Origin of the sequence: Pseudonocardia sp. DSM 110487, from assembly GCF_019468565.1 — a bacterium.
GTDB lineage: Bacteria > Actinomycetota > Actinomycetes > Mycobacteriales > Pseudonocardiaceae > Pseudonocardia.
Genome location: NZ_CP080521.1, coordinates 5959067 through 5982525 on the forward strand (window position 1 = coordinate 5959067; position 23459 = coordinate 5982525).

Here is a 23459-nt window from a genome sequence, read left to right on the forward strand (position 1 = left end):
TGGGGCACTAGGGCCTCAGGACGATCCGGCCGGCGGCGGTGCCCTCGGCCTGCCGCTGCCATGCCGCACCCACATCCGCGAGCGGCGCCACCTCGTGCGCCACGGTGAGCGTGCCGCCGGCCGCGTGCTCGGCGATCGCCGTGACGGCGGCGGCCCGCTGCTCGCGGGTGAGGGCGTTGTTGGTGTAGCCGAGCAGGCGAAGCGACCGGCCACGTAGCGTCGACGAGTCGATCGGGCAGGTCTCCGAGGCCGAGCTGCCGAGGTTCACCAGCCGCCCGTGCGGGCCCAGCGCCTTGGCCGCCGCGGCGGCAGGCGCCCCGTACAGCGGGTCGAGCACGAGATCGACGGGCCCGTCGGCGGCGGCGATGAACCGCTCTGCGAGCTCGCCGACGTCGTCGGTGTCCAGGGCCACGACGACATCGGCGCCCGCCTTCTCGGCCCTTGCCCGCGCGGCCTCCGACCGCGCACCCGCGATCACGCGGCGGGCTCCGGTGGCGCGGGCGAGCTGGACGGCGGCCTGCCCGACCACTCCCCCCGCACCGAGCACGATCACCTGCTCGCCGGGGGCGAGCTCGCCGCGCCAGGTGAGCGCCATGTGCGCGGCCACCGCCGACAGCCCGAGCGCCGCGACCTCAACCGGGTCGACGCTCGCCGGCAACGTCACGAGGTCCGCCTCGGGCACGGCGGCCCGCTCGGCCATGCTGCCGTCGCCAGGGGCCATCCCGGCGGACGTCGGGAACCACACCACCCGGGCACCGGCCCGTCCCACGCCCTGCACACCGGGGACGTACGGGGTGGCCGGCCGCCCGAAGTACGAGGTGCCGGTGGCGCACAGCAGGTCGAGCGGGGTGATCGGCGCGGCCAGCACGTCGACCAGCACGTATCCCTCTGTGGCCGCGGGCGGTTCCCGATCGGACACCACCGGCGGCCGACCGCAGTCCACGACCTGGGCGGCCCTCATGTGGCGATGTCCGGGTAGGGCAGCGAGAAGTGGGCGAGCTTCCGGGCGTACTCCTTCTGGAACCCGAGCGGCTCGTCGTAGTCGCGCTCGAACATGGCGATGAACAGCGTGAGCGTCAGGAACGGGTGCGCGCCCAGCTCGAACAGCTTCGGGTAGTCGTGCGCCGACAGGGCTTCGCGCTCCTCGTCGTCGAAGGCGAGCCAGGTGCTCTTCTCGGCATCGGCGCAGTTCAGGATCCGGTTGGCCTCCTCGGCCTCCCACCACGCGACCGTGCCAACGGGGTCGGCGCGGTAGCGCTCGACGAGGTCGGCGTCGCGGTCGACGGTGAAAAGGAACTTGTCCAGCAGGTACTTACTCATCGAGCACCCCCTGGGTACCAGGTGAAGTAGGCCTCCATCGTGTGGAACAGGTCGTAGGTGTCGACGTAGTCGGCCTTCTGCCCCTCCCCCGCGACGCCCATCATCAGCATGAAGTCCATGAACCCGTGGGTGGCGTTGCCGGGGGCGTGCAGGCTGTCGAGGGTGACCTCGGCGAGGCAGCCCTCGATGTCGCCCGAAGAGATCCACTCCACGGCCTTCTGGTCGAACTGCGGATCGGGGCCGTGCGGGCCGAACTGGCGCGGCCCGCCCAGCTCGAGGGACAGGTGCCCGGTGCCGATCACCGCGACGCGCTGGTCGGACGGCCACGACTCGACCAGCTCGCGGATCGTCCGCCCCAGCTGCACGAACCGCTTCGGCTGAGGCAGCGGCGGCGCGAAGATGTTGGTGTAGACCGGCACGATCGGCAGGTCGGCCTCGGGCCGCAGCGTGATGATCGGGCAGGTGATGGAGTGGTCGATCCGCAGCTCGTTGGAGAACGCCAGGTCGAACCCGGAATCCAGGCCCTCGCGCAGGATGTACGCGGACAGGTCCTCCTGGCCCTTCAGGACCATGCGCGGCAGGCCGAACTCGCGCTCCTCGTTGTACCAGTTGGCGTCGTACATCGGCGCCTTGCCGACGAGGAACTGCGGCATGTTGTCCAGCCACAGCTGGTGGAAGTGGTCGGACCCGACCATCACGAGCACGTCGGGCCGGGCCCGCGTGAGCGTCTCCCGGAACGCCTCGACCTTGCGCACCCACTCGTCCGCGAACGGCGGGCGGTCCTCGCCGGTGGAGGTGCTGGCGCGGTAGTAGAAGGGATGGTGGGTCGAGGCGATCACCGCCACCAGCTCAGCCACGGGGGCCTCCCGGCTCGTAGGGATCGGGATCGACGGACCGGTTGTTCAGGTCCACCGACAGGAAGATGTCGTTCGCCACGGGGTGGCGCAGCTCCTCGGCGAGCTGGCCGATGAGCCCGGCTGTGCGGGCGAGCAGCGCGAACCCGCGCAGCAGTTCCAGCGGCAGGCCCAGGTCGGCGAGGGCAGCACCACAGACGCCGGCGCCGTTCAGCGGGAGCGTGCGCCCGAGCACCTCCGGGTGCACCCGCCCGATCGCGGCGAACAGCTGCAGGTGCGGCCCGAACAGGCCCTCCTCGTGGGCGATCTGCATCAGCCGCGGTGTGCGCGGGTCGCCGTTCTTGTGCACGTGGTGGCCGAGGCCGGGCACGAACTTCTTCGCTCCGCGCTGTTCCCGGACGGTCCGCAGCGCGACCGCGTCCCAGCCGTCGTCGTCGATGGGCTGATCGTCCAGCCCGTCCAGCACGTCGTGCAGGAACCGCCCGGTGTCCTCGGTGACGCCGAGGAACCGGGACCCGCCGCCGAGCAACCCGGCCGCGAGCGCGCCCTGCACGGAGTCGGGTGCCGAGAGATAGGTGAGCCGGGTGACGATCGCGGTCGGCGTGAAGCCGTGATCGGCGAGCGCCGCCAGTACGGCCTCGAACACCCGCGTCTCGCCCTTCGTCGGGCGGCGTTGCGTGGCGAGCCAGAACGCGAGCTCGCCGAACCCGACGGTGCCCATGACGTCCTCGGCCAGGTCATGGCCGAGGAGGGTGATCTTCTCCAGGCTCGAGGCGCCCAAAGCCGTCGGATACTGCGCTGTGGGGTGCTCAGGCATGCTGGTCATCCTGCGGGGTCGAGAGCCATTTGCGCAGCTCCGTGCCATGCTCGTCCAGGTCGGGCGGCGGCAGCCGGTAGCCGGCAGGGGTGGCGGAGAACCGGATCGGGTGCCGGGTGGTGGGCATGGCCCGCTCCCCCTCGCCCGCCTGGACGACCGGGTCGAGCCCGAAGCGCTCGGCCATCGCGAACCCGCCGTCGATCGTCTGGATCGGCCCGCACGGCACCCCGACGGCCACCAGCTCCTCGAACCACTCCACCGCACCGCGCAACGCCAGCCGCTCGAGCAGGAGTGGGCGCAGCTCCTCCCGGTTGGCGGTGCGGTCGATGTTGCGCGCGAACCGCGGGTCGTCGGCGACGTCGGGGATGCCGAGCACCTCGCACAGCTTGCGGAACTGCCGGTCGTTCGCGGCGGCGATGATGATGTCGTCGTCGGCGGTCGGCAGGGGCTCGTACGGGAACACGCTCGGGTGCGCGTTGCCCATCCGGTAGGGCACCACTCCCCCGGCCACGTACGCCGAGCTGTGGTTGACCAGCCCGGTCAGCGCCGAGGACAGCAGGTTCACCTCGACCAGCTGTCCCTGGCCGGACCGGTCGCGGTGGCGCAGCGCGGCGAGGATGCCGATCAGCGCGTGGTTGCCTGCCATCACGTCGAACACCGAGATCCCGGCCCGGTACGGCGGGCCGTCCGGGTCGCCGGTGAGGCTCATCAGCCCCGACATCGCCTGCACCATGAGGTCGTAGCCCGGGACGTGGCTGCCCTTCCCGGCCCCGAAGCCGGTGATCGAGCTGTAGATCACGCCGGGGTTCGCGGCCCGGACCGCCTCGTAGTCGAGGCCGTAGCGGGCGAGGCCGCCCGGCTTGAAGTTCTCGATCAGCACGTCGGCACGCCGCGCCAGCTCGCGAGCCACCTCGGCGTCGGCCTCGTCGCGCAGGTCGAGCGCGATCGACCGCTTCCCGCGGTTGATCCCCAGGTAGTACGTAGAGGTTCCGTTGCGTTCCGGCGGGATCCAGGTGCGCGTGTCGTCGCCGGCCGGGCCCTCGACCTTGATCACCTCAGCGCCCATGTCGGCCAGCAGCATCGTGGCGTACGGGCCGGCCAGGACGCGGGAGAAGTCGGCGACCAGGAGCCCGGCGAGCGGTCCCGTCGCAGTCTCGGCCAATTCACGCACCCTTCGTCCGCGCAACGGACATCCGTCCGCCAGCGCGATCCTTCTCCCGTGCTCCGACGCCCGTCAAGGTCCCCGGTGGTCGAGTAGCGCCGGCCCGCCAGGGCCGGCGCGTATCGAGACCACATGCCAGTCTCGGTGGGTGGTGGTCTCGATACGGGCCGGCGCCGGGGCGCCGGCCCTACTCGACCACCGGGGGCGCTAGGAAGCGGTCACGGTGATGTGCGGGACCGTGTCCAGGCGCGCGAAGTCCGCGCTGATCTCCCCCGCGGTCTGCAGCAGCAGCGGGAGGTGGCGTTCCAGCAGGTACTCGACCGAGGTCTCGGCGGCGTGGCAGTTCACGTTGACGCCGGCGATCACCCGGCCCGAGCCGTCCCGCAGCGGAGCGGCGATCGACCGGATACCCAGTGCGAGCTGCTCGTCGGTGAGTGCCCAGCCGCGGGCCCGTACCTCGCGCAGCACCGCGTCGCGCTCGGCGCGGTCGGGCTGCCACCGCGGTACGAGGCCGGACCGCGTCGGCTCGGCGAGCACCTTTTCGAGCTCGTCCGGGGGCAGCGCCGCGAGCTGCACCTTCCCCAGTGACGTCGAGAGCGCCGGGAACCGGGTGCCGATCTGCACGGCGAGGGCGACGATCTTCGGCACGGCGACGCGTGCCACGTAGACGATGTCAGAGCCGTCGAGCTGGGCGATGGAGCAGGACTCGTCGGTGCGCTCGACGAGCCGTTCCAGGTGCGGGCGCGCCACCTCCCACAGCCCCATCGACCGCACGTAGGACACGCCGAGATCGAGGACCCGGGGGGTGAGGGAGTAGCCGCGCTCCGCGGTGCGGACGTAGCCGAGCTCCTCGAGCGTCAGCAGGATCCGGCGCGCGGTCGGGCGGGCGAGGTCGGTGGCGGTCGCCACCTCGGCGAGCGTCATCACGGGGCGTCCGGGGCGGAAGGCGGTGATGACCTCGAGCCCGCGGGCGAGCGCCTCGATGAAGTCGGGACCGGTCCCTGCGCGTGGCATCGCACGAGCGTAACCGGCATGTCCGCGAGGCGGACACCAGCACGACGGGCCGGATCGATCGGAGAGCGGATTGACACCCGGCGCGACCTGCACGAAGCTGCGCGTCCAGGGACGTCCGGTACGCGGACGTCCGTCCGTCGCAAAGGAGCGCCCGGTGCCGAACCAGCCCACGCCCGTCGTCCTGCGGGGCGGCACGGTCCTCACGGTCGACGCGACGCACACGGTGCTCCCCGGCCACGACGTGCTGGTGGTCGGCGAGACGATCGCCGCGGTCGGCCCCGGCCTCGCGGTTCCCGAAGGCACCGTGGAGATCGACGCCACCGGCGGCATCGTCATGCCGGGGATGATCGACACGCACCGGCACATGTGGCAGACGGCAATGCGCGGCTACGGCGCCGACTGGACGCTCACCCAGTACTTCGTCTGGTACTACCTCGAGTGGGGCAAGCTCTTCCGGCCGGAGGACGTGCACGCGGGCAACCTGCTGTCCGCGCTCGAGGCCATCGACGCGGGCGTCACCACCACCGTGGACTGGTCGCACGGGCTGCAGACCCCCGAGCACGCCGACGCCGCCGTCGACGCTCTTGCCGCCGTGCCCGGCCGGTTCGTCCTGGCATACGGCAACCTCCAGGACGCGCCCGCGAACTGGACCGCGTCACCCGGCTTCCGCGACTTCGTGACCCGTCGCTTCCCGAACGGGCGCGGCGACGACATGCTGGGCTTCCAGCTCGCCTTCGACGTTCTCGGCGACCCGACCTTCGCGGAGAGGCCGGCGTTCGAGGTGGCCCGTGAGCTGGGCGTTCCGGTCACCACGCACGCCGGGGTCTGGGGCGCCACCGGCGACGAGGGCATCCGGCAGATGTACGAGCACGGCTTCATGACCCCCGAGACCGTGTACGTGCACTCCGCATCGCTGTCGCCCGACTCCTACCACCGCATCGCGGCCACGGGCGGCTCCGTCTCGGTGGCCACCGAGAGCGAGCAGAGCGCGGGCCAGGGCTACCCGCCCACGTGGGCGCTGCGCGCGCACGGCATCCCGGTGTCGCTGTCGATGGACACCTCGGTGTGGTGGAGCGCCGATCTCTTCTCCGCGATGCGGACCACGCTGGGGGCCGACCGCTCCCGCGAGCATCTGGAGGCGCACGCGAAGGGCGAAACGGTCACCAACTCCTCGCTGCGGGCCGCGCAGGTGGTGGAGTGGGCGACCCGCGGCGGGGCCCGCGCGCTCGGCCGGGAGGACCGGCTGGGCAGCGTCGAGGTCGACAAGCTCGCCGACCTCGTGCTGCTCAAGAACGAACAGTCGCCGGTGATGTTCCCGCTGCTGCACCCGCACGGCCACGTCGCGTTCCAGGCCCAGCGCGGGGACGTCCACACCGTGCTCGTGAACGGGCGCGTCGTGAAGACCGACCACCAGCTCGTCGGGGCCGACCTGGCCGGGGCGCGGCGCGAGGCGGAGCGCACGGTGGAGTACCTGCGCGCGCAGCTCGGCGAGGAGGCGTGGGAGAAGGGGATGCACCCGGACGTCCCGGAGAGCGGGGGCCTCGAGAACCCCTACATGTACTCCGACTACCGCCGGGCCGGCGCGCAGGAGGTCCAATGACCCAGCGGGCCGCCCCCGCGCAGGCGGGCACGGCGGCGATCGCCATCGGCTTCACCGTCCTGTGCCTGTCGTACCTGCTCAACGCGATGGACAGGCAGGTGTTCTACCCGCTGGTGCCCGAGATCCGCGAGGAGTTCGGCTTCTCGCTCGACCAGGCCGGCCTGCTCGCCACCGGTTTCACGCTGGGCCTCGCGCTCACCGGCGTTCCTGCTGGCTACCTGCTCGACCGCATGTCCCGCAAGACGATCGTCGTCGCGAGCGTGGTCGTCTACTCCGCCGGAACGGTCGCCATCCCAGTCGCGGCGGGTTTCCTGGACATGGCGATCTACCGGCTGGTCTCCGGCGTGGGCGAGGGCGTGCAGGCCACCGCCATCTACGCGATCATCGGCGCCTACTACTTCCACCGCAGGGCCCTTGCGGCCGGGTTCATCGGGGTCGCGTTCGGTCTCGGCGTGTTCCTCGGCCCGGTCGTCGGGCAGGGGATGGCCGCCGCCACCGACTCGTGGCGCACCCCGTTCTACGTGTTCGGCGTCGCCGGCCTGGTCGTGGCGCTGATCCTGCTGATCACGGTGCCGCGGGCGATGAGCGAGGCCCTGGCGGGCCGCACCGGCGCGCCCGACGCGGCGGACTACGACCACGTACCGGCGAACCCGTACAACCGCAACTCGCTCGCCTTCGCGATCACGTCGGCGGTGTCCGGCCTGGTGTTCTACGGCTTCCTCGGCCTCTACCCGACCTTCCTGCGCGAGGAGCTCGCGTTCGCCCCCGGCCAGGCCGCGCTGGCGGCGTCGCTCGTCGGGTTCGGGGCGATGATGGCGCTCCCGGTGGGATGGCTCGCCGACCGCGTCGACCAGCGGGTACTCCTCGCGGTCGGCTTCGTGGGCACGGCCGCGTCCACGCTGCTCGCCTACACCGTTGCCACCGGCGCCGCAGCGCAGTACGTACTCGCGTTCCTGATCGGCACGTTCGCCAGCGGCGTGCTGTTCACCAACTGCACCACGGTGTTGCAGCGCTCGGTGCGGCCCGAGCACGTCGGGCGCGGGGCGGGGCTGTTCATCCTCACCTACTACGTCGCCGCCGCGGTGTCCGGACTGATCTTCGCCCGGCTCGTGGCCGGGATCGGCTGGCAGGGTGCAGGGCTCGTGCAGCTCACGCTGCTCCCGCTGGTGGGGATCGCCGCGCTCGTGCTCGTCGACCCGCGGCGGATGCTGCTGCCGCCCGCGCTGCGGAAGGCGTGAAGGTCAGCTCTGCAGGGCCGCGACCAGCACGATCACTCCGACCGGCAGCAGCACCGGCACCCGACGACTCGGTCCCCCGCCAATGGGAGCAGTCTGGCGGGTGCCCGGCGCCGAGCGGCTGTCGGGCTGGATCACGGAAAGGGAGCGGGTATGGCGCAGCGGGTCGGGATCCTCGGAGCGGGAGCGGTCGGCGGGATGCTCGCGGTCCTGCTCGCCGAGGCCGGTCACCAGGTCACCGTGCTGGCCTCGGAGCGCACCAGCACCGCGATCAACGTCAGTGGGCTCGCACTCCGCAGCCAGATGGTCGGCGATCGGCAGGCGCGAGTGCCCGCACGCCCCTACCTCACCGCACCGGTCGACGTCCTGTTCGTGGCGGTCAAGGCCCCCGACCTGCTCGCCGCGCTGGGCCGGGTGCCGGCCGCGCTGCTGAGCGACGCCGCCGTCGCGCCCCTGCTCAACGGGACCGACCACGTCGCACTGCTGCGGGCCGCCCTGCCGAAGGCCGCGATCGTGCCGATGACGGTGTCGGTCGAGGCCACGCGCACCGCGCCTGGCGTCATCGAGCACGTCTCGCCGTTCGTCGAGTACGCGCTCGCCGACGAGCGGGAACGCGCCGGCGTCGACCCGGAGGACCTGCTCCGTTCCGCGGGCCTCGACGTCGACACCTCCGCCGCCGACGAGGCCTCGCTGCTGTGGCGCAAGCTCTCGTTCCTCGCCCCGCTGGCCCTGCTCACCACCCGCGCAATGCAGCCGATCGGGCCGGCCCGCGACGCCCACCCGGATCTCCTCGACGGGCTCGTCGCCGAGACCGCCGCCGCGGCCGCCACGGCCGGTGCCGAGATCGACCCGGCGGTCGTCGCGAAGCGGATCGCCGGCCTGCCGGCCGGGATGCGCTCGTCGATGCTCAAGGACGCGATCGCCGGGGCCACCCTGGAGCTCGACGCCATCGCCGGCCCGATCCTGCGGGCGCTACCCGACGGCGCCCCTGTCACGCGTGCGGTCGTGGCGGAGATCGCCGAGGCCGCGGCCCGTCAGTGACCGACTAGTCCGGCCCGCCACCGAACCCGATCTCGTTGCCGTCCGGGTCACGGAAGATCGCCTTGCGGACGCCGTTGGAGTAGACCTCTCGCTCGGCCGCTTTCAGGCCTCGCCCAGCGATCTGGGAGATGCGGTCGTCGAAGTCGCCGACGAATACGGTGTGGCTGGCGTGCCCGGCGTGTTCCGGCCGCACCTCGATGAACACGTACCGATGCTCGGCGAGCTCCCACACCGCCTCTGCCTCGTTGGGGACGAACGACGGCGGGGCGCCGAGGAGTCGCTCGTACCAGGCGGTCGCCGCGGTGTAGTCGCGTACGGGGATGCCCGCGAACAGTTCGATGGTCACAGGGACACGCTAGAGGTCGCCGCCCTCGTCCAGCAGGCGCGTGACCTCTCGGCTGATCAGCCCGAGCCGGGCCTCCTTGACCAGCGGGATGGCGCGCCGGCGGCGGCGGACGTCGAGCAGGTCGATGTCCGCCGTGACCAGGTGCTCCTCCCCCTCCTGGGCCTCGGCGACGATCTCGCCCCATGGGTCGACCACGTGCGAGCCGCCCCAGAAACGCAGGTCCCCCTCGGTGCCGACGCGGTTCACGAACACGACGAAGAGCTGGAACATCCGGGCGTAGAAGCGGGTGATGTCGCGCCAGTAGGCGCGCGAGTCGTAGTGCTCGGGAAAGTTGCTGTGCCTACCCGCCCCGCCGGCTCCGCGGGCTCCGCCGGCTTCCATCCCCCGCAGCGCGCTCGCCGCAGGCACCAGCAGGACGCGGGCGCCGTCCTGCGTGGCGAGGAACGCCAGTTGCGGCTGCCAGGCGTCGTTGCACAGCAGCACCGCCACCCGGGTCCCGCCGGGCCCGGGGAACGCGCGCAGGTTCGGGCCGGGTGTGAAGTGCTTGCGCTCCTCGAACGACATGTAGGTCGGCAGGTAGAGCTTGCGGTGCAGGTGCACGAGCTCGCCGGAGGCGAAGAAGCCCGCGGTGTTGTAGGTGTGGATACCGGGTCCGTCCTCGACGAACCCTGCGAGCACCCCAGCGGCGCCCGCCTGACGCGCGATGTGGGCGAGGCGCGGGTCGTCCGCCCGCATCGACACGTCGTCGGGCAGGCCGCCGATCGAGTACCCGGTGAGGTGCAGCTCCGGGAAGACGACCAAGTCCGCCCCGTCCGCCACGGCCTCGGCGACGACCTGCTCGGCTCGCGCGACGTTCGCGTCGACGTCCCCGAGCGTCGCGTCGACCTGCGCGAGCGTGATCCTCAACCGTTGCCTCAGCCCGTGAAGCCGTTGTCCCGCAGGAACTGCTCGGCGACCTCCTCGGGCAGCTCGCCGCCCACGTCCACGCGCTCGTTGAGCTCGCGCATGAGCTCGGTGGTGAGCTTCGCGGCGATCGGGTTGAACACGTCGGCGAGCTGCGGGTGCTGGTCGAGCACCTCCTGGCGCACGGTCATCGCCGCGTTGTAGGGCACGAAGAACTGCTTGTCGTCCTCCAGGATCACCAGGTTGTTGGCCGCGACGGCGCCGTCGGTGGCGGTCACCTCACCGAAGTTGCAGTTCGTACCCGAGGCGATCTCCTGCGGGACCAGCGACAGCTCCAGCTCGGCGACCCCGTTGTCGGGCAGGTCGAAGCCGTAGGTCTGCTCGAGGCCGGGCCAGCCGTCGTCGCGGGTGAGGAACTCCGCCGCCGCGCACATCCGGCCCTGAGCCGGGTCGCGGTTGACGAGCGCGGCGTACTCGCTCAAGGTCCGCACGCCCAGCTGCTGGTCCCGGCCCTGGGCGGTGGCGATGGCGTAGGTGTTGTCCACCGGAGCCGGGGCGAGCCAGGCGATCCCGTTCCCCTTGTCCTCGGCCGCGACAGCGTCGTAGAGCGCTTGGTCACCCTTGGGAGCGGACTGCGGCTCGTGCCGCATGTGCGTGGTCCAGCCGGTGCCGGTGTACTCCCAGTACATGTCGATCTCACCGGCCGTGAGCGCGTTGCGCACGTTGGTGCTGCCGGTGATCGTGGTCAGGTTGCCGGCGCTCGCGCCGGTGGCCTCGAGTGCCTGCACCGCGATCTGGCCGAGCACGATCTGCTCGGTGAACTCCTTCGACCCGACCCGGAACGTCGCACCGGACAGATCGATCGCGGCGAGCGACCCCTCGCCGCCTCCACCGCCGGTCGCACCGCCGCCACCACCACCGCCGCACGCCGTGACCGCCAGCGCCGCCGCGGCGAGTAACGCCATGAGCCGGATGTGCATGGCCAGTCCTCCCTAGAGTCCCTTGGGCCGGAGTACGTCTTCGGCGACGCGGCCCAGGTAGTCGATGAACAGGGCGAGCACCGCCGTGAGCACGCTGCCGACGACCGTGACGATCGGCCGGTTCTGCACGAGGCCGGTGATGATGATCGTGCCGAGCCCGCCCGCGTTCGTCAGCGCCGCGAGCGCAGCGGTCCCGACGTTGATCACGAGCGCGGTGCGCAGGCCGGTGAGGATGACCGGCACCGCGAGCGGCAGCTCGATCCGCGCGAGGACGCCGCGCCGGCTCATCCCCATCCCGCGTCCCGACTCGATGACCGCGGGGTCCACCTGCTGAAGCCCGACCACGGTGTTGCGCAGCACCGGCAGCGCCGAGTACGCCACCAGCGCGACGACCGCGGGCCAGAACCCGATGCCCCACACGATCGCGAGGAGCACCAGCACGCCGATCGACGGCACGGCCTGGCCGATGTTGAACACGGCGACCGCCGGAGCCACCGCCCGGCGTGCGAACGGGCGCGTCAGCAGGATCCCGATCGGGACGGCGATCACCAGCACGAGCGCGGTGGAGACCAGCGTGAGCGTGACGTGCTGGACCACCGCCGGAAGGATGAAGTCCAGGGTGAGGCGGCGTTCCTCGATGCTGTCGAGGCTCTGGCTGCCCACGTACGCGGCGAGCGCGACCAGCACCACCACGAGCACGGCCGGCGTGACGAGGTACCCGGCGAGCGAGCGGCGGCGCGGGCGCTCGACCTCCTCGGCGATCGCTACGGTCATGGCGCCGGATCCGCTTGAGCCTCGAGCCGGTCGCGGGCGGCGCTGCGCTCACCGGTCCGCATCCCGCGGATGGCCTCGTTGATGGTGTCCATGTCGACCACGCCGGTGTACGCGCCCGAGTCGTCGGTGACCACGGCAGTGCAGTAGCGGGCGGTGAGCATCTCGTTGAGCGTGTCGGAGAGCGTCGCGTGCCGTCCGACGACGGCGATCGGCAGGCCGACCTCGGACAGCTTGCGCTCACCCACCCGTGCCAGGTGGTCGGCGCTCACCCAGCTGCGCGGGCGCCGCTGGTCGTCGAGCACGAGCAGGCACCCCTTGTCGCTCGCCAGCAGCCTGCGTCGGGCGTCGCCGGGGTCGGTGTCCTCGGCGACCACAACGGGCCACTCCCCCAGCTCGATGTCGCGTACCCGCGACAGCGACAGGCGCTTGAGCGAGGCGCCGCGGCCGATGAAGTCGGCGACGAAGTCGTCGGCCGGATTCACGAGGATGTGCTCCGGGGTGTCGTACTGGGCGACGTGCGAGCCCTCGCGCAGGATCGCGATCCGGTCGCCCATCTTGATCGCCTCGTCGATGTCGTGCGTGACGAACACGATCGTCTTCTTGATCTCCGACTGGAGCCGGAGGAACTCGTTCTGCAGCCGGTCGCGCGTGATCGGGTCGATGGCGCCGAACGGCTCGTCCATGAGCATGACGTCGGGGTCGGCGCTCATCGCCCGCGCCACCCCAATGCGTTGGCGCTGGCCGCCGGAGAGCTGCTTGGGGTAGCGGTCGCGGTAGACCGAGGGGTCCATCCCGACGGTCTCGATCAGCTCGTCCACGCGCTCGGCGATCCGGGCCTTGTCCCACTTCAGCAGCCGCGGGACCGTGGCGATGTTCTCCGCGATGGTCTGGTGCGGGAAGAGGCCGATCTGCTGGATGACGTAGCCGATGCGCCGGCGCAGGCGGTCCGGGTCGACCCGGGTGACGTCCTCGTCGTCGAGGATGATCCGGCCCGACGTCGGCTCGATCAGCCGGTTGATCAGCTTCATCGTGGTGGTCTTGCCACAACCCGACGGCCCCACGAAGATCACGATCTCGCCCTCGGGGATGTCGAGGGAGAGGTCGTCGACCGCGGGCTTCTGCTGCCCGGGGAAGCGCTTGGTGAGGCCCTCGAGGCGGATCTTGGTCCCGGTCATCGGATCCCCCTCGACGTGGTCAGGCGGTTGAGCAGCACGTAGAACAGGTCGAACAGCACGGCGAGGACGACGACCCCGAGCGTGCCGCCGAGCACGAGGTTGAGCGCGTTCGGGCTGGACAGGCGGGATACGCCCGCGAAGATGTCGTTGCCGAGGCCGGGCCCCTGGATGTAGGCGCCGATCGCGGTGATGCCGAGCGTGATCAGGGTCGACACCCGCATCCCGGTGAGGATCACCGGCCAGGCGAGCGGCAGCTCGATGCGCAGCAGGCGCTGGCCGCGGCTCATGCCCATGCCCTGGGCCGACTCGACGACGGCCGGGTCCACCTCGCGCAGCCCCACCACCGTGTTCGCGACGATCGGCAGCAGCGAGTACATCACCAGCGCGATGACGACCGAGGTCGTCCCGATCCCGAACACGTTGATGAAGAGGCCGAAGAGCGCCAGCGACGGAATCGTCAGGAAGACCGACGTGGTGGCGATGACGAGCTGCCGCGACCGCGGATGCCGGTAGGTGGCCATGCCAAGGCCCACGCCCACCACGGTGGCGATCAGCACCGCCACGATCGTGACGATCGCGTGCTCGATGCCCAGCTCGAGGAGGTTGTCCCAGCGGGTGGAGAGGTAGTCGCGGAAGTTCACGTCTCGCCCCGGAATCCGGCGCGGCGCGAACCCTGCACGACCACCTCCTGATCGACTCGTCGGGCGACTCTGACACGGTGTTGCCCAGGGCACAAGCGGAGTGCCCGAGCGGCAACACAGTCGAGACCTGTCACATGAGCGTCGCCGCCAGTGCCGCCGCCCGTTCGCGGAGGTTCGCGACCGCCGCTGCCATCTCCCGCTCGCCGAACCGGCCCGCCGGGCCCTGCACGGCGAGGATCGCCACCAGCTCGCCGCGCGGATCCAGCACCGGCACCGCGACGGCGTGCAGCTCGGCCTCCCGCTCGGCGCGGGCCTGCGCCCACCCCTGTTCCCGGACCCTGGCGACCTCGTCGGCGAGCCGCCGCGGGTCGGTGATCGTGTGCGGGGTGAGTGCGGGCAGTCTCGCCGCGATCGGCGTGCCCGTCCAGGCCAGGTAGACCTTCCCGGTCGCGGTGGCGTGCGGGACGCTCGGCCGGCCGATCTCGGCGACGCTGCGGACCGTAGACGGGCTCTGCACGAAGTCGACGGTGACGGCCGTGTCCCCGGCCGGCACCGACAGCGTCGCGGTCTCGCCGGTGGCCTCCCGCAGGGCGACCAGGTGCGGCCGCGCGATCTCCCGCAGCTCCACGCCGGCCAGCGCGGCGTTGCCGAGCTGGATCAACCGCAACCCGAGGCGGTAGCGCCCGGTGGCGGGCACCCGCTGCACGAGCTCGTCCCTCGCGAGGGTGGCGAGCAGGCGGGACACCGTGCTCGCGTTGATGCCCGTGCGCCGGGCGAGCTCGTTGGTACCGAGCTGCCCCGGCTCGTCGGCGAGCGCCATCAGCACCGAGACCGCCCGCTCGACGCCGGCGATCAGTCGTTCTGTCGATTCGTTAGCGCTGGTCATGCTACGGTCCTCGGGAAAATGGAAACGGCGTTGCCTGTACGGCAACACTCTTCGTCCCATGATGCTCCCGTAGATCGATGCCGCCCACCACCACCACAGGGCGGTACGGCGGAGGTGGCGCGTTGTCCGTATCCCTCACCGACCAGCTCGCCCGTGGCCCCGTGGTCTGCGCGGAGGGCTACCTCTTCGAGCTGGAGCGCCGCGGCTACCTGCAGGCAGGCGCGTTCGTCCCCGAGGTCGTGCTCGACCACCCGGAGCGGGTCACCGCATTGCACGAGGAGTTCGTGCACGCGGGCTCGGACGTCGTCGAGGCCTTCACCTACTACGCCCACCGCGAGAAGCTCCGCCACATCGGCAAGGAACACCTGCTCGAGCCGCTCAACCGGCAGGCGCTCGCGATCGCCAGCCGGGTCGCCGCCGACACCGGCACCCTGCTGGCAGGCGACGTCTGCAACACCAACATCTTCGACCCCGCCGACCCGGCGAGCGCCGGCCACGTGCGGGGCATGTTCACCGAGCAGGTCGGCTGGGCGGCCGAGACGGGCGTCGACTTCGTCATCGGCGAGACCTTCGGCTTCCTCGACGAAGCCCTGATCGCACTGGAGGTCATCCGCGAGGCCGGACTGCCCGCCGTCATCACGCTGAACCTGCACGACGTGCCGGCCACCCGCGACGGCATCGCCCTGCCGGAGGCCATGCGACGGCTCGCGGACGGCGGTGCGGCAGTGGTGGGGCTCAACTGCGGGCGCGGCCCGGCCACGATGCTCCCCCTGCTGGCAGACCTCGTCGCCGCCGTCGACGTCCCGGTGGCCGCCCTGCCGGTGCCCTACCGCACCGACGCCGAGCACCCCCACTTCCAGGGCCTCGTCGACCCGGCCTACCCGCTGCCGTCCGGCCGGCCGTTCCCGACGGCCCTCGATCCGTTCACCTGCAACCGCTACGAGATCGCCGACTTCACGATCGCCGCCGCCGACGCGGGCGTGCGCTACCTCGGCCTGTGCTGCGGGGCGGCGCCCCATCACGTGCGCGCCATGGCAGAGGCACTGGGCCGCACGCCCCCGGCCAGCCGCTACACAGAGGACATGTCCCGGCACGTCTACTTCGGCACGGACCCGGCGCTGGCCCGGCACAACCTCGAGTACGGCCGATCGATCTGATGCCTCGCTTCGTCGTCGTCGGCGCGGGGGTCCACGGGCTCTCGACGGCCTGGCACCTCGCCCGCCGCACCGGCGACGGCAGCCAGGTCCTCGTGCTGGACAAGACCGGCGTCGCCGCGGGCGCGTCCGGTGTCGCGTGCGGGATCGTGCGCAACAACTACTTCCAGCCGGCGATGCGCGAGCTGATGGCGCACTCGGTGGCGTCGTGGGAGTCCGACCCCGACGCGTTCTCCTACCACTCCGTCGGCTACCTCCAGGTCGCACCGGAGAAGATGCGGGCCGACGTCGAGCGGATCCACGCCGAGCAGCAGGCGATCGGCTACGACTCCGAACTGGTCGTCGGCGAGCGGGAGTGCACGGCCTACCTGCGTCGCCTCTTCGCCGACTGGCGCGCACCCGGCATCGAGGTCGTGCTGCACGAGAAGCGCGGCGGCTACGCCAACAACACCGCGGCGATCGCCGGGCTGGCCGCGAAGGCCCGCGCCGCAGGCGTCGAGATCCGCACCGGGGTGCGCGTGACCGGCCTCGACCTCGACCGCGGCTCCGGCGCCGTCAACGCAGTGCGCACCGACCACGGCACGATCGGCTGCGAACAGCTCGTCGTCGCCGTGGGTCCGTGGATCCGCGACCTGTGGGAGATGCTCGACCTCCCGGAGCTGGTCGACGTCACCGGGCGGGACGGCGTGGTGCACCCGGGCCGTCGGATGTGGACCTACCTCGCGCTGCAGGAGGGCACGCTCGGCGTCGACCCGCACACGTTCCGCACGAACGACGGAGCGCTGCCACCCGTCGTACACGTCGACTCGGACCAGCCGCTGCACGACGAGGACGGCCGGCTCGTCAGCGATGAGATGTGGGGCATCTACTACAAGCCCGACTTCGCCTTCGGCGGCGTGCAGGGCGGCGCCGCCCCGCTCCCGGTGCCCGGCCCGGCCGCGGACGTCGCGATCGACCCCTACGGACCGGCCAGCCCTGAGTTCAGGGTCGGCGCCGGCTTCGTGCGCATGTGGACCGCGGCGCTGGCCCACTGCCACGCACGCTTCGCAGGCGCCCGCCACCACTACCGCGACGTGCCGTCCGGCGGCATCGGCGCGTTCACCCCGGACAGCTTCCCGGTGTTCGACACCTTCCGCGACAACGCCTACGTGATCGCCGACTCCAACCACGGCTTCAAGATGCTCGGCGTGGGCGAGCTCGTGGCCGGCGAGCTGCTCGGAGAGCGCAGCGCGCTGCTGGAGCCGTTCCGCTTCGCCCGCTACCGCACCGGCGAGCTGCACCCGGTGAGCAACTCACCGTTCCCCTGGAGCTAGTGCCAAGCCGGACTTCGTGATCGTTCTTCTGATCGCAGGGCTGGGGGAGCATCTCGGCACTGCGGAGCCGCCGACACCGGTGCAACCCGGTGCCGGTCGACGAACCTGGTCCACCGGCCAGCCACCCCCGTCGACCGCGCGCCACCCGAGAACGAGCGCACCGGAGACACGGGGCCGGGCCGGCGAGAGCCTGTGATCGTCAGATTGGCGCCTTTCCCGACGTGGGGCGTCGGGTTTCGCGCCGAACCGCTGATCACCGCCTGGGCCGCGGTGCGTTCCGCGGAACGCGCCCCGGGGGGTGCGGTGGGGTGCCGGACGCTTTCATGGGCGCGCCGTACCCGGCCCCGGGTAGCCCCAGGCCTCACCCACCAGCCGAGGGCTGCCGGCGTGTTCCCACCGGTTCACCTCAACCCCCTTCCCCTTGCGGGGGTGGCTGGGTCGGGTGCACTACCGAATCATGTGGTTGCTCGGGCGGCCGTCCCCGACTGGGGGGCACGCCCGTTCCGGACGAGACCACCGCAATTTGGGAGCCACTTGACTGGCTGTGGTCCCGATCCTCGCCTCCTGGCCGACCCGGGAACCTGGGGCGTGACAGCGGGATCGGGACCTGCGCGGCACCCCTGCAGCTGGTGCCCCGCTCTTCCTGATCATGGGGCTGCCCGCGGCCCAGCCCCGGGGTGGTCTCGCCTCGATCATCCGGGAGAGGGCTGGGTGTGGAGGGTCGGGACCACAGCCAGTCGCGTGGCACCCAACCCGCGGCGGTCTCGTCAAGAACAGGCGTGCCCCCCAGTCGGGGACGGCCGCCCGCGCAACCCCAGGGTTCGGTAGTGCACCCGACCCAGCCACCTCCACACGGCAACGGGTCAAGGTGAACGGGAGGGAACACCGCCGAGGCCCGGATCACGGGCGGGCGCCGGGTGGCCCGGGCCGGGAACGGCGCGCCCACCGGCAGCCGCCCAACCAGACTCGACCCGATGGATCGACACGATCGCGCCTGACCCGGCCGCCCGACCGGCGGCGGGGCATGATCCGAACTAGCGGTTGTCCACGGCTGCCGCCACGACCATGAGCACCCGAAACTCCGGATCATGCACGGGAAGATCGCGAGTAGCGGGTGCTCATTGCTGCCGGCACAACCATGAGCAACCGATACTGCGGATCATGGGCGCGGCCACCACCGAACGGGACCCGCCAACAACACCGCAACAACCGTCGCGCGGTGGCAGTCCACGTTCCCCCGCCTCGACCAGCAAGATCACGAAGTCGAGCTGCAGTACTAGTGCGTCAAATCCACCGTGCCCACCACGGCGGCCAGCCGCTCGCAAGTGGTGGTGAGCTCCACCGCCGCGTGGGTGTCGGCGGCCTCCTGCACCGACTCCATGATCTCCAGGACGTGCAGGCCGAGCTCGTCGCCCGCCCGGTGCGGCCGGTCCTCCGCGATCGCGAGCGCCATGTCGGCCAGTCCGTAGCCACGGCCGGAGTCGACGTACCCCGCCGTGGCACCGATGTCCACCCAGCCGTCGTCGACCGCGGTGGCGGAATACAGCTCGACGGGGCCCGCGAAGTTGTTCGGGTCGGGCACCGACAGCGAGCCGCCGGTGCCGTACACCTCGATGCGGGGCAGCCGGGCCGCCCAGATGTCGAAGCTCATGATCAGCGTGGACACGGCGCCGGAGGTGTGCTCGAGGATCCCGGTGATCGTGGAGTCGACGGCAACGTCGAAGGAGGTGCCGGCCTTCGGGCCCGAGCCGATCGTCCGCGTGGCGGACGGGCGCGTCGACGCACCCACCACCCGCGCCACCGGGCCCAGCAGGTGCACCAGCGACGTCAGGTAGTACGGCCCCATGTCCAGCAGCGGACCGCCGCCGGGCTGGTAGTAGAACTCCGGGTCCGGGTGCCAGCGCTCGTGGCCAGGCGTGGTCATGAACGCGGTGGCCGAGTGCGGGGTGCCGATCCGGCCGGCGTCGACGGCGGCGCGCGCGGTCTGCACGCCGGTGCCGAGCACCGTGTCCGGCGCGCAGCCCACCCGCAGGCCGGCCCCGGCGGCCGCCTTGACGACCTCGCTGCCCTCCGCCACCGACGTGGCGAGCGGCTTCTCCACGTAGACGTGCTTGCCCGCGGCGAGCGCCGCCAGCGCGACGTCTGCGTGCGAGGACGGCAGCGTGAGCACGAGGACGGCGTCGACGTCGTCGGCCGCGAGCAGGTCCGGGAGGTCGAGCACCCGGGCCCCCTCGTGCTGCGCGGCGAGCGCAGCGGCCCGCTCCTGCTGCAGGTCGGAGACGGCGGTGACCCGCAGCTGCGGCAGCCGCGCCAGGCAGGCGGAGTACTGGCCGGAGATGTTGCCGGCGCCGATGACACCGACCCTCAGCGGCTGGCCCACAACATCCCTCGCTCGATGATCGTGGTGACGTTCTGGTTCCGGACCACGTTCATGTCGTGCCCCGGCGTGCAGACGAACACCCGGCCCTTGCCCCAGTCCCGCGTCCAGATGGCGGGCGACGTGATCGGCCGGTGCCACGGCTCCCACTCGTGCTTGCCCACGGTGGTGGTGGCGAGAACGGTGTTGTACTCGTCCGACAGCACCCAGTACTGCTCGGTGACGAGGTCGAAATCGGCGATCCCCTCCATGATCGGGTGGTTGGGCGCGGTGATCTCCACCCGGTACGGGATGAAGTAGTCCGACTGCTCGCCGGTGCGCTCCTCGGCCGCCTTGGGCGGGTGGCAGGCGAACTGCCCGCCGATCAGCTGCAGGTAGTCGCTGGAGTTCCGGTAGGAGTCGGCGATCCCGCCGTGCCAACCTGCGATCCCGGTGCCGCTCTCGACGGCGCGCGTCAGCCCGGCGAGCTCGTCCTTCTCGATGGTGCTCATCGTCATGCACTGCACGATCAGGTCGACGCCTGCCATGTAGTCGGACTCTGCGTAGACCTTCGGCGAGTCCTCGACCCGCACCGAGAACCCGTTGGCCTCGAGGTGCGGGATGAAGTGGTCGGTAGCCTCGACCGGGTGGTGCCCTTCCCAGCCGCCGCGCACCACCAGTGCCTGCCGTTCGCTCACGTATGTCCTTTCACTTGGAGAAGCCTGCGGTCATGCCGGCCAACAGGTGCCGCCGACCGACCACGTACAGCGCGAGGATCGGCAGCGTCGCGAGCACCACGGACGCGAGCACGGCGGGGACATTGATCCCGTACTCGCCCTGGAACGCCCACAAGGCGAGCGGGAGCAACCGCATCTCCTGGCTCTGGGTGAGTACCAGCGGCAGCAGGAACGAGTTCCACACCTGCAGTCCCTGGTAGATCGACACCGTGATGAGCGCGGGCTGGGTCAGCGGGAACGCCAGCCGCCACATCGTGGCCCACTCGCTCGCCCCGTCCATCCGCATCGACTCGAACAGCTCGTTCGGCACGTCACGGATGAAGTTGGCCAGAATCAGGACCGACAGCGGGATGGCGAACGCGATCGAGGGCAGGATCAACGCGAGGTGGCTGTCGTAGAGGCTCAGCCGGATGATGATCAGATAGACCGGGATGATCACCGCCTGCAGCGGGAGAGCCAGCCCCATCAGGAAGATCGTGTTGCTGAACCGCAGGAACGGGCTGCGTCCGCCGCGGACGATCGCGAACGCGGCCATGAACGACACCAGCACCGCGGGTACCGTCGCGCCGATCGTCACGATCACCGAGTTCGTGAAGTACCTCAGGAAGTCGGCCTCGAGCACCGCCTGGTAGTTCTCGAGGGTCGGCTCCGCGGGCAACATCGGGTTGCTCGTGTAGTAGGCCGACTGCGGCTTGAAGCTGGTGATGACGACCCAGTAGATCGGGATGATGATGATCGCGAGCCACACGTAGCCCGCGACACCCCCGAGGTAGTTGGGCCGCTGTGCGGTTGCGGGGCGCCGTCGCGGCGCCTGTGTCCGCCCCGGACGCGGCACGGATTCCTCCGGACGCGCGCCGGCGGTGGTGCTGGTCGGCGTGGCCACGTCAGGCTCCTTCCAGCCGGCTCTCGGAGGCGTCCTTACCGCCGAGACGCTGGACGCCCATCGCGAGCAGCACCGCGACGACGACGATGATCAGCGCGATCACGCTCGCCGGTCCCATCATGTTGCCCCGGAACCCGCGCAGGTACATGTCGAGCGCCAACACCCGGGTGGCGTCGCTCGGGCCGCCGAGGGTGAGCACGAAGATCAGGTCGAACAACGTCATCGAGCCGGCCACGATCATCGTCGACGACGTGATCATCGTGTACTTCAGCTGCGGCAGCGTGATCGAGAAGAACTGACGTATGCGCCCCGCGCCGTCGATCCGGGAGGCCTCGTACAGCGACGCGGGGATCTGGCGCACCGCGCCCTGGTAGATCAGCGAGTGGAAGGGGATGAACTGCCAGGACACGACGAAGACCACGGTCGCGATCGCGAGCACGGGATCGCCCAGCCAGTTCTGCACCAGGAACGGGATCCCCAGCGAGGCGCCGAGACCGAAGTTGGGATCCAGCAGCGCTTTGTAGGTGATGGCGATCGCCGCCGAGCTCAGCAGCAGCGGGGTGAAGAACAGCACCGCGAGCACGGCACGGTAGCGGTGCTGGCCCGAGATGAACACCCCGACGAGGATGCTCAGCGGGGTCTGCACCAGCCAGGACAGCGCCATGATCAGGAACGTGACGCCGAGCGAGTGCACCAGGCCGGGGTCGGAGAGCACCGCGGCCCAGTTCTCGAAACCGATCGGCGTGATCTCGCCGATGCCATTCCAGCTGGTGAAGCTCAGCAGGAGCACCCCGACCAGCGGGACGAGCCCGAACGCCGTGAAGAACACCAACGCCGGTAGCACGAGCCACGTGAGCGACCCGTGCTGCCGCGCACTGACCGAACCGCCGGTCACGACGAGGGGACCGCATTCATGTTCGCCGCGAACTGCTCCGGGGTGATCGACAGCGAGAACAGCTGCTCGATGTTCCTGAGCATCTCGTCCGCGGGGCCCGGCAGCAGCGCCTGGTCCCATGAGTGCACCCACGACGACGCCTGGGTTGCCGAGTCGTAGACGAACTGCTGGAAGGGGGCGTCGGGCCCGGAGAACTTGCTGTCGACCCCGTTGACGATCGGCACAGCGCCGCTGGCCACCCACCCGTCGATGTCCGCGTCGGTCAGCAGCCCGGACTTGAAGTACTCGCGCGCGATCGCCTTCTGCTCCTCGCTCGCCTGGGAGGACAGTGCCAGGAACGACGCCGGGTTGCCGACGCCGGTGCTCGGGTCACCCGCGCCGCCCTCGATCGCCGGGAACGGGATCCAGCCGAGCTTGCCGCTCGGCACGAAGTCGCCGCCCTCCTCCTTCATCGAGCCGTAGGTCCACGCGCCGTGCAGCATCATCGCGGCCCGGCCCTGGTGGAGCAGCGCCTGGTCGGCGTTGGCATCGGCGGCGATCGACTGGAAGCCGTTGACGAACCCGTTCGCCCGGACGAGGTCCTGCACCTTCGTCAGGCCCGCGATCGCGGCCGGGTGCGACCAGGCGTTCGGCTCGCCCGCGGCGATGGCATCGAAGACCTCAGGCCCGCCCTGGCGGTCGAACAGGAACTCCAGCCACATCATGTTGGTCCAGCGCGACTGCCCTGCGAGCGAGAACGGCGCGATCCCGGCGTTGTTGAACACCGGCACGAGCGCCATCAGCTCGCTCCACGTGGTGGGCGGCTGCGCACCGACCTGCTCGAACAGCTGCCTGTTGTAGAACATGACGATCGGCGACACCTGCTCGCACGGCACCGCGTAGATCTTCCCGTCGATGGTGGCCGCGCCGAAGGACGTCTCGAAGCGCTTCGACTTGACGTCGGGGTTCTGGGCGAACCAGTCGGTGAGGTCGTCCACCTGGCCGTTGCGCACGTAGTCGCGCAGGCCGCCGCCGCCCCACGTCCAGATGATCGTGGGCGCCTGGTTCGCGCCGACGGCCGTGCGGATGCGCGTCTTGTACGCGTCGTTCTCGAAGAACGTGGCCGCAAGCTGCCCGTCGGGGTGCGCGGCGTTGAAGGCGTCGACCGACGCCTTGCGGAGACCTTCCTGGGGCGCGCCGGTGAGGTACCAGATGCTGGCCTCACCGGCGCGGGCCTGGCCGGGGCCGGACGTCCCGCAGGCGGCCAGCGCGCTCGCACCGATCGGTGCGGCCATCGCCAGTGCCAGGAACGACCGTCGGGAAACCCGCTTCTGATCCACGTCGATCTCCGTTGCGCCAGGCCGCACCGGTGCGGCCGCTCGATCCGGACGGAT

Annotated in this window: 23 protein-coding genes; 5 read left to right on the plus strand and 18 right to left on the minus strand. The window is 71.1% G+C overall.

Translation table 11 applies throughout. The features are described 5' to 3' along the window. Positions 1-7 precede the first annotated feature (7 nt). From K1T35_RS27765 to K1T35_RS27790, 6 genes are all read right to left on the minus strand, one after another. Entirely contained in the window at positions 8-961 is a 954-nt protein-coding gene (locus K1T35_RS27765) for a zinc-binding alcohol dehydrogenase family protein (protein WP_220254760.1), read from the minus strand. Further along, positions 958-1320: a hypothetical protein gene (locus K1T35_RS27770; protein WP_220254761.1), complete on the minus strand. Its 363-nt coding sequence runs from the start codon at positions 1318-1320 to the stop codon at positions 958-960. Before K1T35_RS27770 ends, K1T35_RS27765 begins: the two co-directional genes overlap by 4 nt. Further along, a complete protein-coding gene (locus K1T35_RS27775) occupies positions 1317-2177 on the minus strand; it encodes an extradiol ring-cleavage dioxygenase (RefSeq protein WP_220254762.1) in 861 nt (286 codons plus the stop codon). The genes K1T35_RS27770 and K1T35_RS27775 overlap by 4 nt, the downstream gene beginning before the upstream one ends. Beyond that, a complete protein-coding gene (locus tag K1T35_RS27780; protein WP_220254763.1) occupies positions 2170-2991 on the minus strand; it encodes a citryl-CoA lyase in 822 nt (273 codons plus the stop codon). The genes K1T35_RS27775 and K1T35_RS27780 overlap by 8 nt, the downstream gene beginning before the upstream one ends. Continuing rightward, the gene (locus K1T35_RS27785) at positions 2984-4153 is read right to left on the minus strand and encodes a CaiB/BaiF CoA transferase family protein (protein ID WP_370645146.1); all 1170 of its coding nucleotides are present in this window, start codon (positions 4151-4153) and stop codon (positions 2984-2986) included. Before K1T35_RS27785 ends, K1T35_RS27780 begins: the two co-directional genes overlap by 8 nt. Before the next feature lie 207 nt (positions 4154-4360). Continuing rightward, on the minus strand, positions 4361-5167 hold the full coding sequence (locus tag K1T35_RS27790; protein ID WP_220254765.1) for an IclR family transcriptional regulator C-terminal domain-containing protein: 807 nt from the start codon (positions 5165-5167) through the stop codon (positions 4361-4363). A gap of 154 nt (positions 5168-5321) precedes the next feature. Between K1T35_RS27790 and K1T35_RS27795 the strand changes: the two genes are divergently transcribed. The 3 genes from K1T35_RS27795 (at position 5322) to K1T35_RS27805 (ending at position 9043) form a co-directional block, all read left to right on the plus strand. Beyond that, positions 5322-6767: an amidohydrolase family protein gene (locus K1T35_RS27795; protein WP_220254766.1), complete on the plus strand. Its 1446-nt coding sequence runs from the start codon at positions 5322-5324 to the stop codon at positions 6765-6767. Continuing rightward, a complete protein-coding gene (locus tag K1T35_RS27800) occupies positions 6764-8005 on the plus strand; it encodes an MFS transporter (protein ID WP_220254767.1) in 1242 nt (413 codons plus the stop codon). The genes K1T35_RS27795 and K1T35_RS27800 overlap by 4 nt, the downstream gene beginning before the upstream one ends. 150 nt (positions 8006-8155) lie before the next feature. After that, entirely contained in the window at positions 8156-9043 is an 888-nt protein-coding gene (locus K1T35_RS27805; RefSeq protein WP_220254768.1) for a ketopantoate reductase family protein, read from the plus strand. A gap of 4 nt (positions 9044-9047) precedes the next feature. Here K1T35_RS27805 and K1T35_RS27810 read toward each other — a convergent pair whose 3' ends face one another. The 7 genes from K1T35_RS27810 to K1T35_RS27840 form a co-directional block, all read right to left on the minus strand. Then, on the minus strand, positions 9048-9389 hold the full coding sequence (locus K1T35_RS27810) for a VOC family protein (protein ID WP_220254769.1): 342 nt from the start codon (positions 9387-9389) through the stop codon (positions 9048-9050). Between the two features lie 9 nt (positions 9390-9398). Then, complete coding sequence (locus tag K1T35_RS27815) at positions 9399-10295, minus strand: nitrilase-related carbon-nitrogen hydrolase (RefSeq protein ID WP_220254770.1); 897 nt, start codon at positions 10293-10295, stop codon at positions 9399-9401. An 8-nt stretch (positions 10296-10303) separates the two neighbouring features. Further along, positions 10304-11272: a glycine betaine ABC transporter substrate-binding protein gene (locus K1T35_RS27820; RefSeq protein ID WP_220254771.1), complete on the minus strand. Its 969-nt coding sequence runs from the start codon at positions 11270-11272 to the stop codon at positions 10304-10306. A 12-nt stretch (positions 11273-11284) separates the two neighbouring features. Then, a complete protein-coding gene (locus K1T35_RS27825; protein WP_220254772.1) occupies positions 11285-12046 on the minus strand; it encodes an ABC transporter permease in 762 nt (253 codons plus the stop codon). After that, on the minus strand, positions 12043-13221 hold the full coding sequence (locus K1T35_RS27830) for an ABC transporter ATP-binding protein (protein WP_220254773.1): 1179 nt from the start codon (positions 13219-13221) through the stop codon (positions 12043-12045). Before K1T35_RS27830 ends, K1T35_RS27825 begins: the two co-directional genes overlap by 4 nt. Beyond that, complete coding sequence (locus K1T35_RS27835) at positions 13218-13862, minus strand: ABC transporter permease (RefSeq protein ID WP_220254774.1); 645 nt, start codon at positions 13860-13862, stop codon at positions 13218-13220. Before K1T35_RS27835 ends, K1T35_RS27830 begins: the two co-directional genes overlap by 4 nt. Before the next feature lie 130 nt (positions 13863-13992). Then, positions 13993-14748: an IclR family transcriptional regulator gene (locus K1T35_RS27840; protein ID WP_220254775.1), complete on the minus strand. Its 756-nt coding sequence runs from the start codon at positions 14746-14748 to the stop codon at positions 13993-13995. Positions 14749-14825: 77 nt separating this feature from the next. Between K1T35_RS27840 and K1T35_RS27845 the strand changes: the two genes are divergently transcribed. Together K1T35_RS27845 and K1T35_RS27850 are read left to right on the plus strand one after the other, a co-directional pair. Continuing rightward, a complete protein-coding gene (locus K1T35_RS27845) occupies positions 14826-15905 on the plus strand; it encodes a homocysteine S-methyltransferase family protein (protein ID WP_220254776.1) in 1080 nt (359 codons plus the stop codon). Continuing rightward, positions 15905-17215 (plus strand): FAD-binding oxidoreductase, encoded by a 1311-nt coding sequence (locus K1T35_RS27850; RefSeq protein WP_220254777.1) that lies wholly within the window; start codon positions 15905-15907, stop codon positions 17213-17215. The genes K1T35_RS27845 and K1T35_RS27850 overlap by 1 nt, the downstream gene beginning before the upstream one ends. Positions 17216-18491: 1276 nt before the next feature. Here K1T35_RS27850 and K1T35_RS27855 read toward each other — a convergent pair. From K1T35_RS27855 to K1T35_RS49085, 5 genes are read right to left on the minus strand one after another with little or no spacing between them, the layout of a single operon-like run. Next, positions 18492-19595: a Gfo/Idh/MocA family protein gene (locus K1T35_RS27855; RefSeq protein WP_220254778.1), complete on the minus strand. Its 1104-nt coding sequence runs from the start codon at positions 19593-19595 to the stop codon at positions 18492-18494. Then, positions 19580-20269 carry a ThuA domain-containing protein gene (locus tag K1T35_RS27860; protein WP_220254779.1) on the minus strand — a complete coding sequence of 230 codons (690 nt, stop codon included), beginning with the start codon at positions 20267-20269 and terminating at the stop codon, positions 19580-19582. Before K1T35_RS27860 ends, K1T35_RS27855 begins: the two co-directional genes overlap by 16 nt. A 10-nt stretch (positions 20270-20279) precedes the next feature. After that, a complete protein-coding gene (locus K1T35_RS27865; RefSeq protein WP_220262897.1) occupies positions 20280-21143 on the minus strand; it encodes a carbohydrate ABC transporter permease in 864 nt (287 codons plus the stop codon). Positions 21144-21192: 49 nt separating this feature from the next. Continuing rightward, a complete protein-coding gene (locus K1T35_RS27870) occupies positions 21193-22086 on the minus strand; it encodes a carbohydrate ABC transporter permease (protein ID WP_255620800.1) in 894 nt (297 codons plus the stop codon). Next, positions 22083-23405 carry an extracellular solute-binding protein gene (locus tag K1T35_RS49085; protein ID WP_255620801.1) on the minus strand — a complete coding sequence of 441 codons (1323 nt, stop codon included), beginning with the start codon at positions 23403-23405 and terminating at the stop codon, positions 22083-22085. Before K1T35_RS49085 ends, K1T35_RS27870 begins: the two co-directional genes overlap by 4 nt. Positions 23406-23459: the final 54 nt, after the last annotated feature.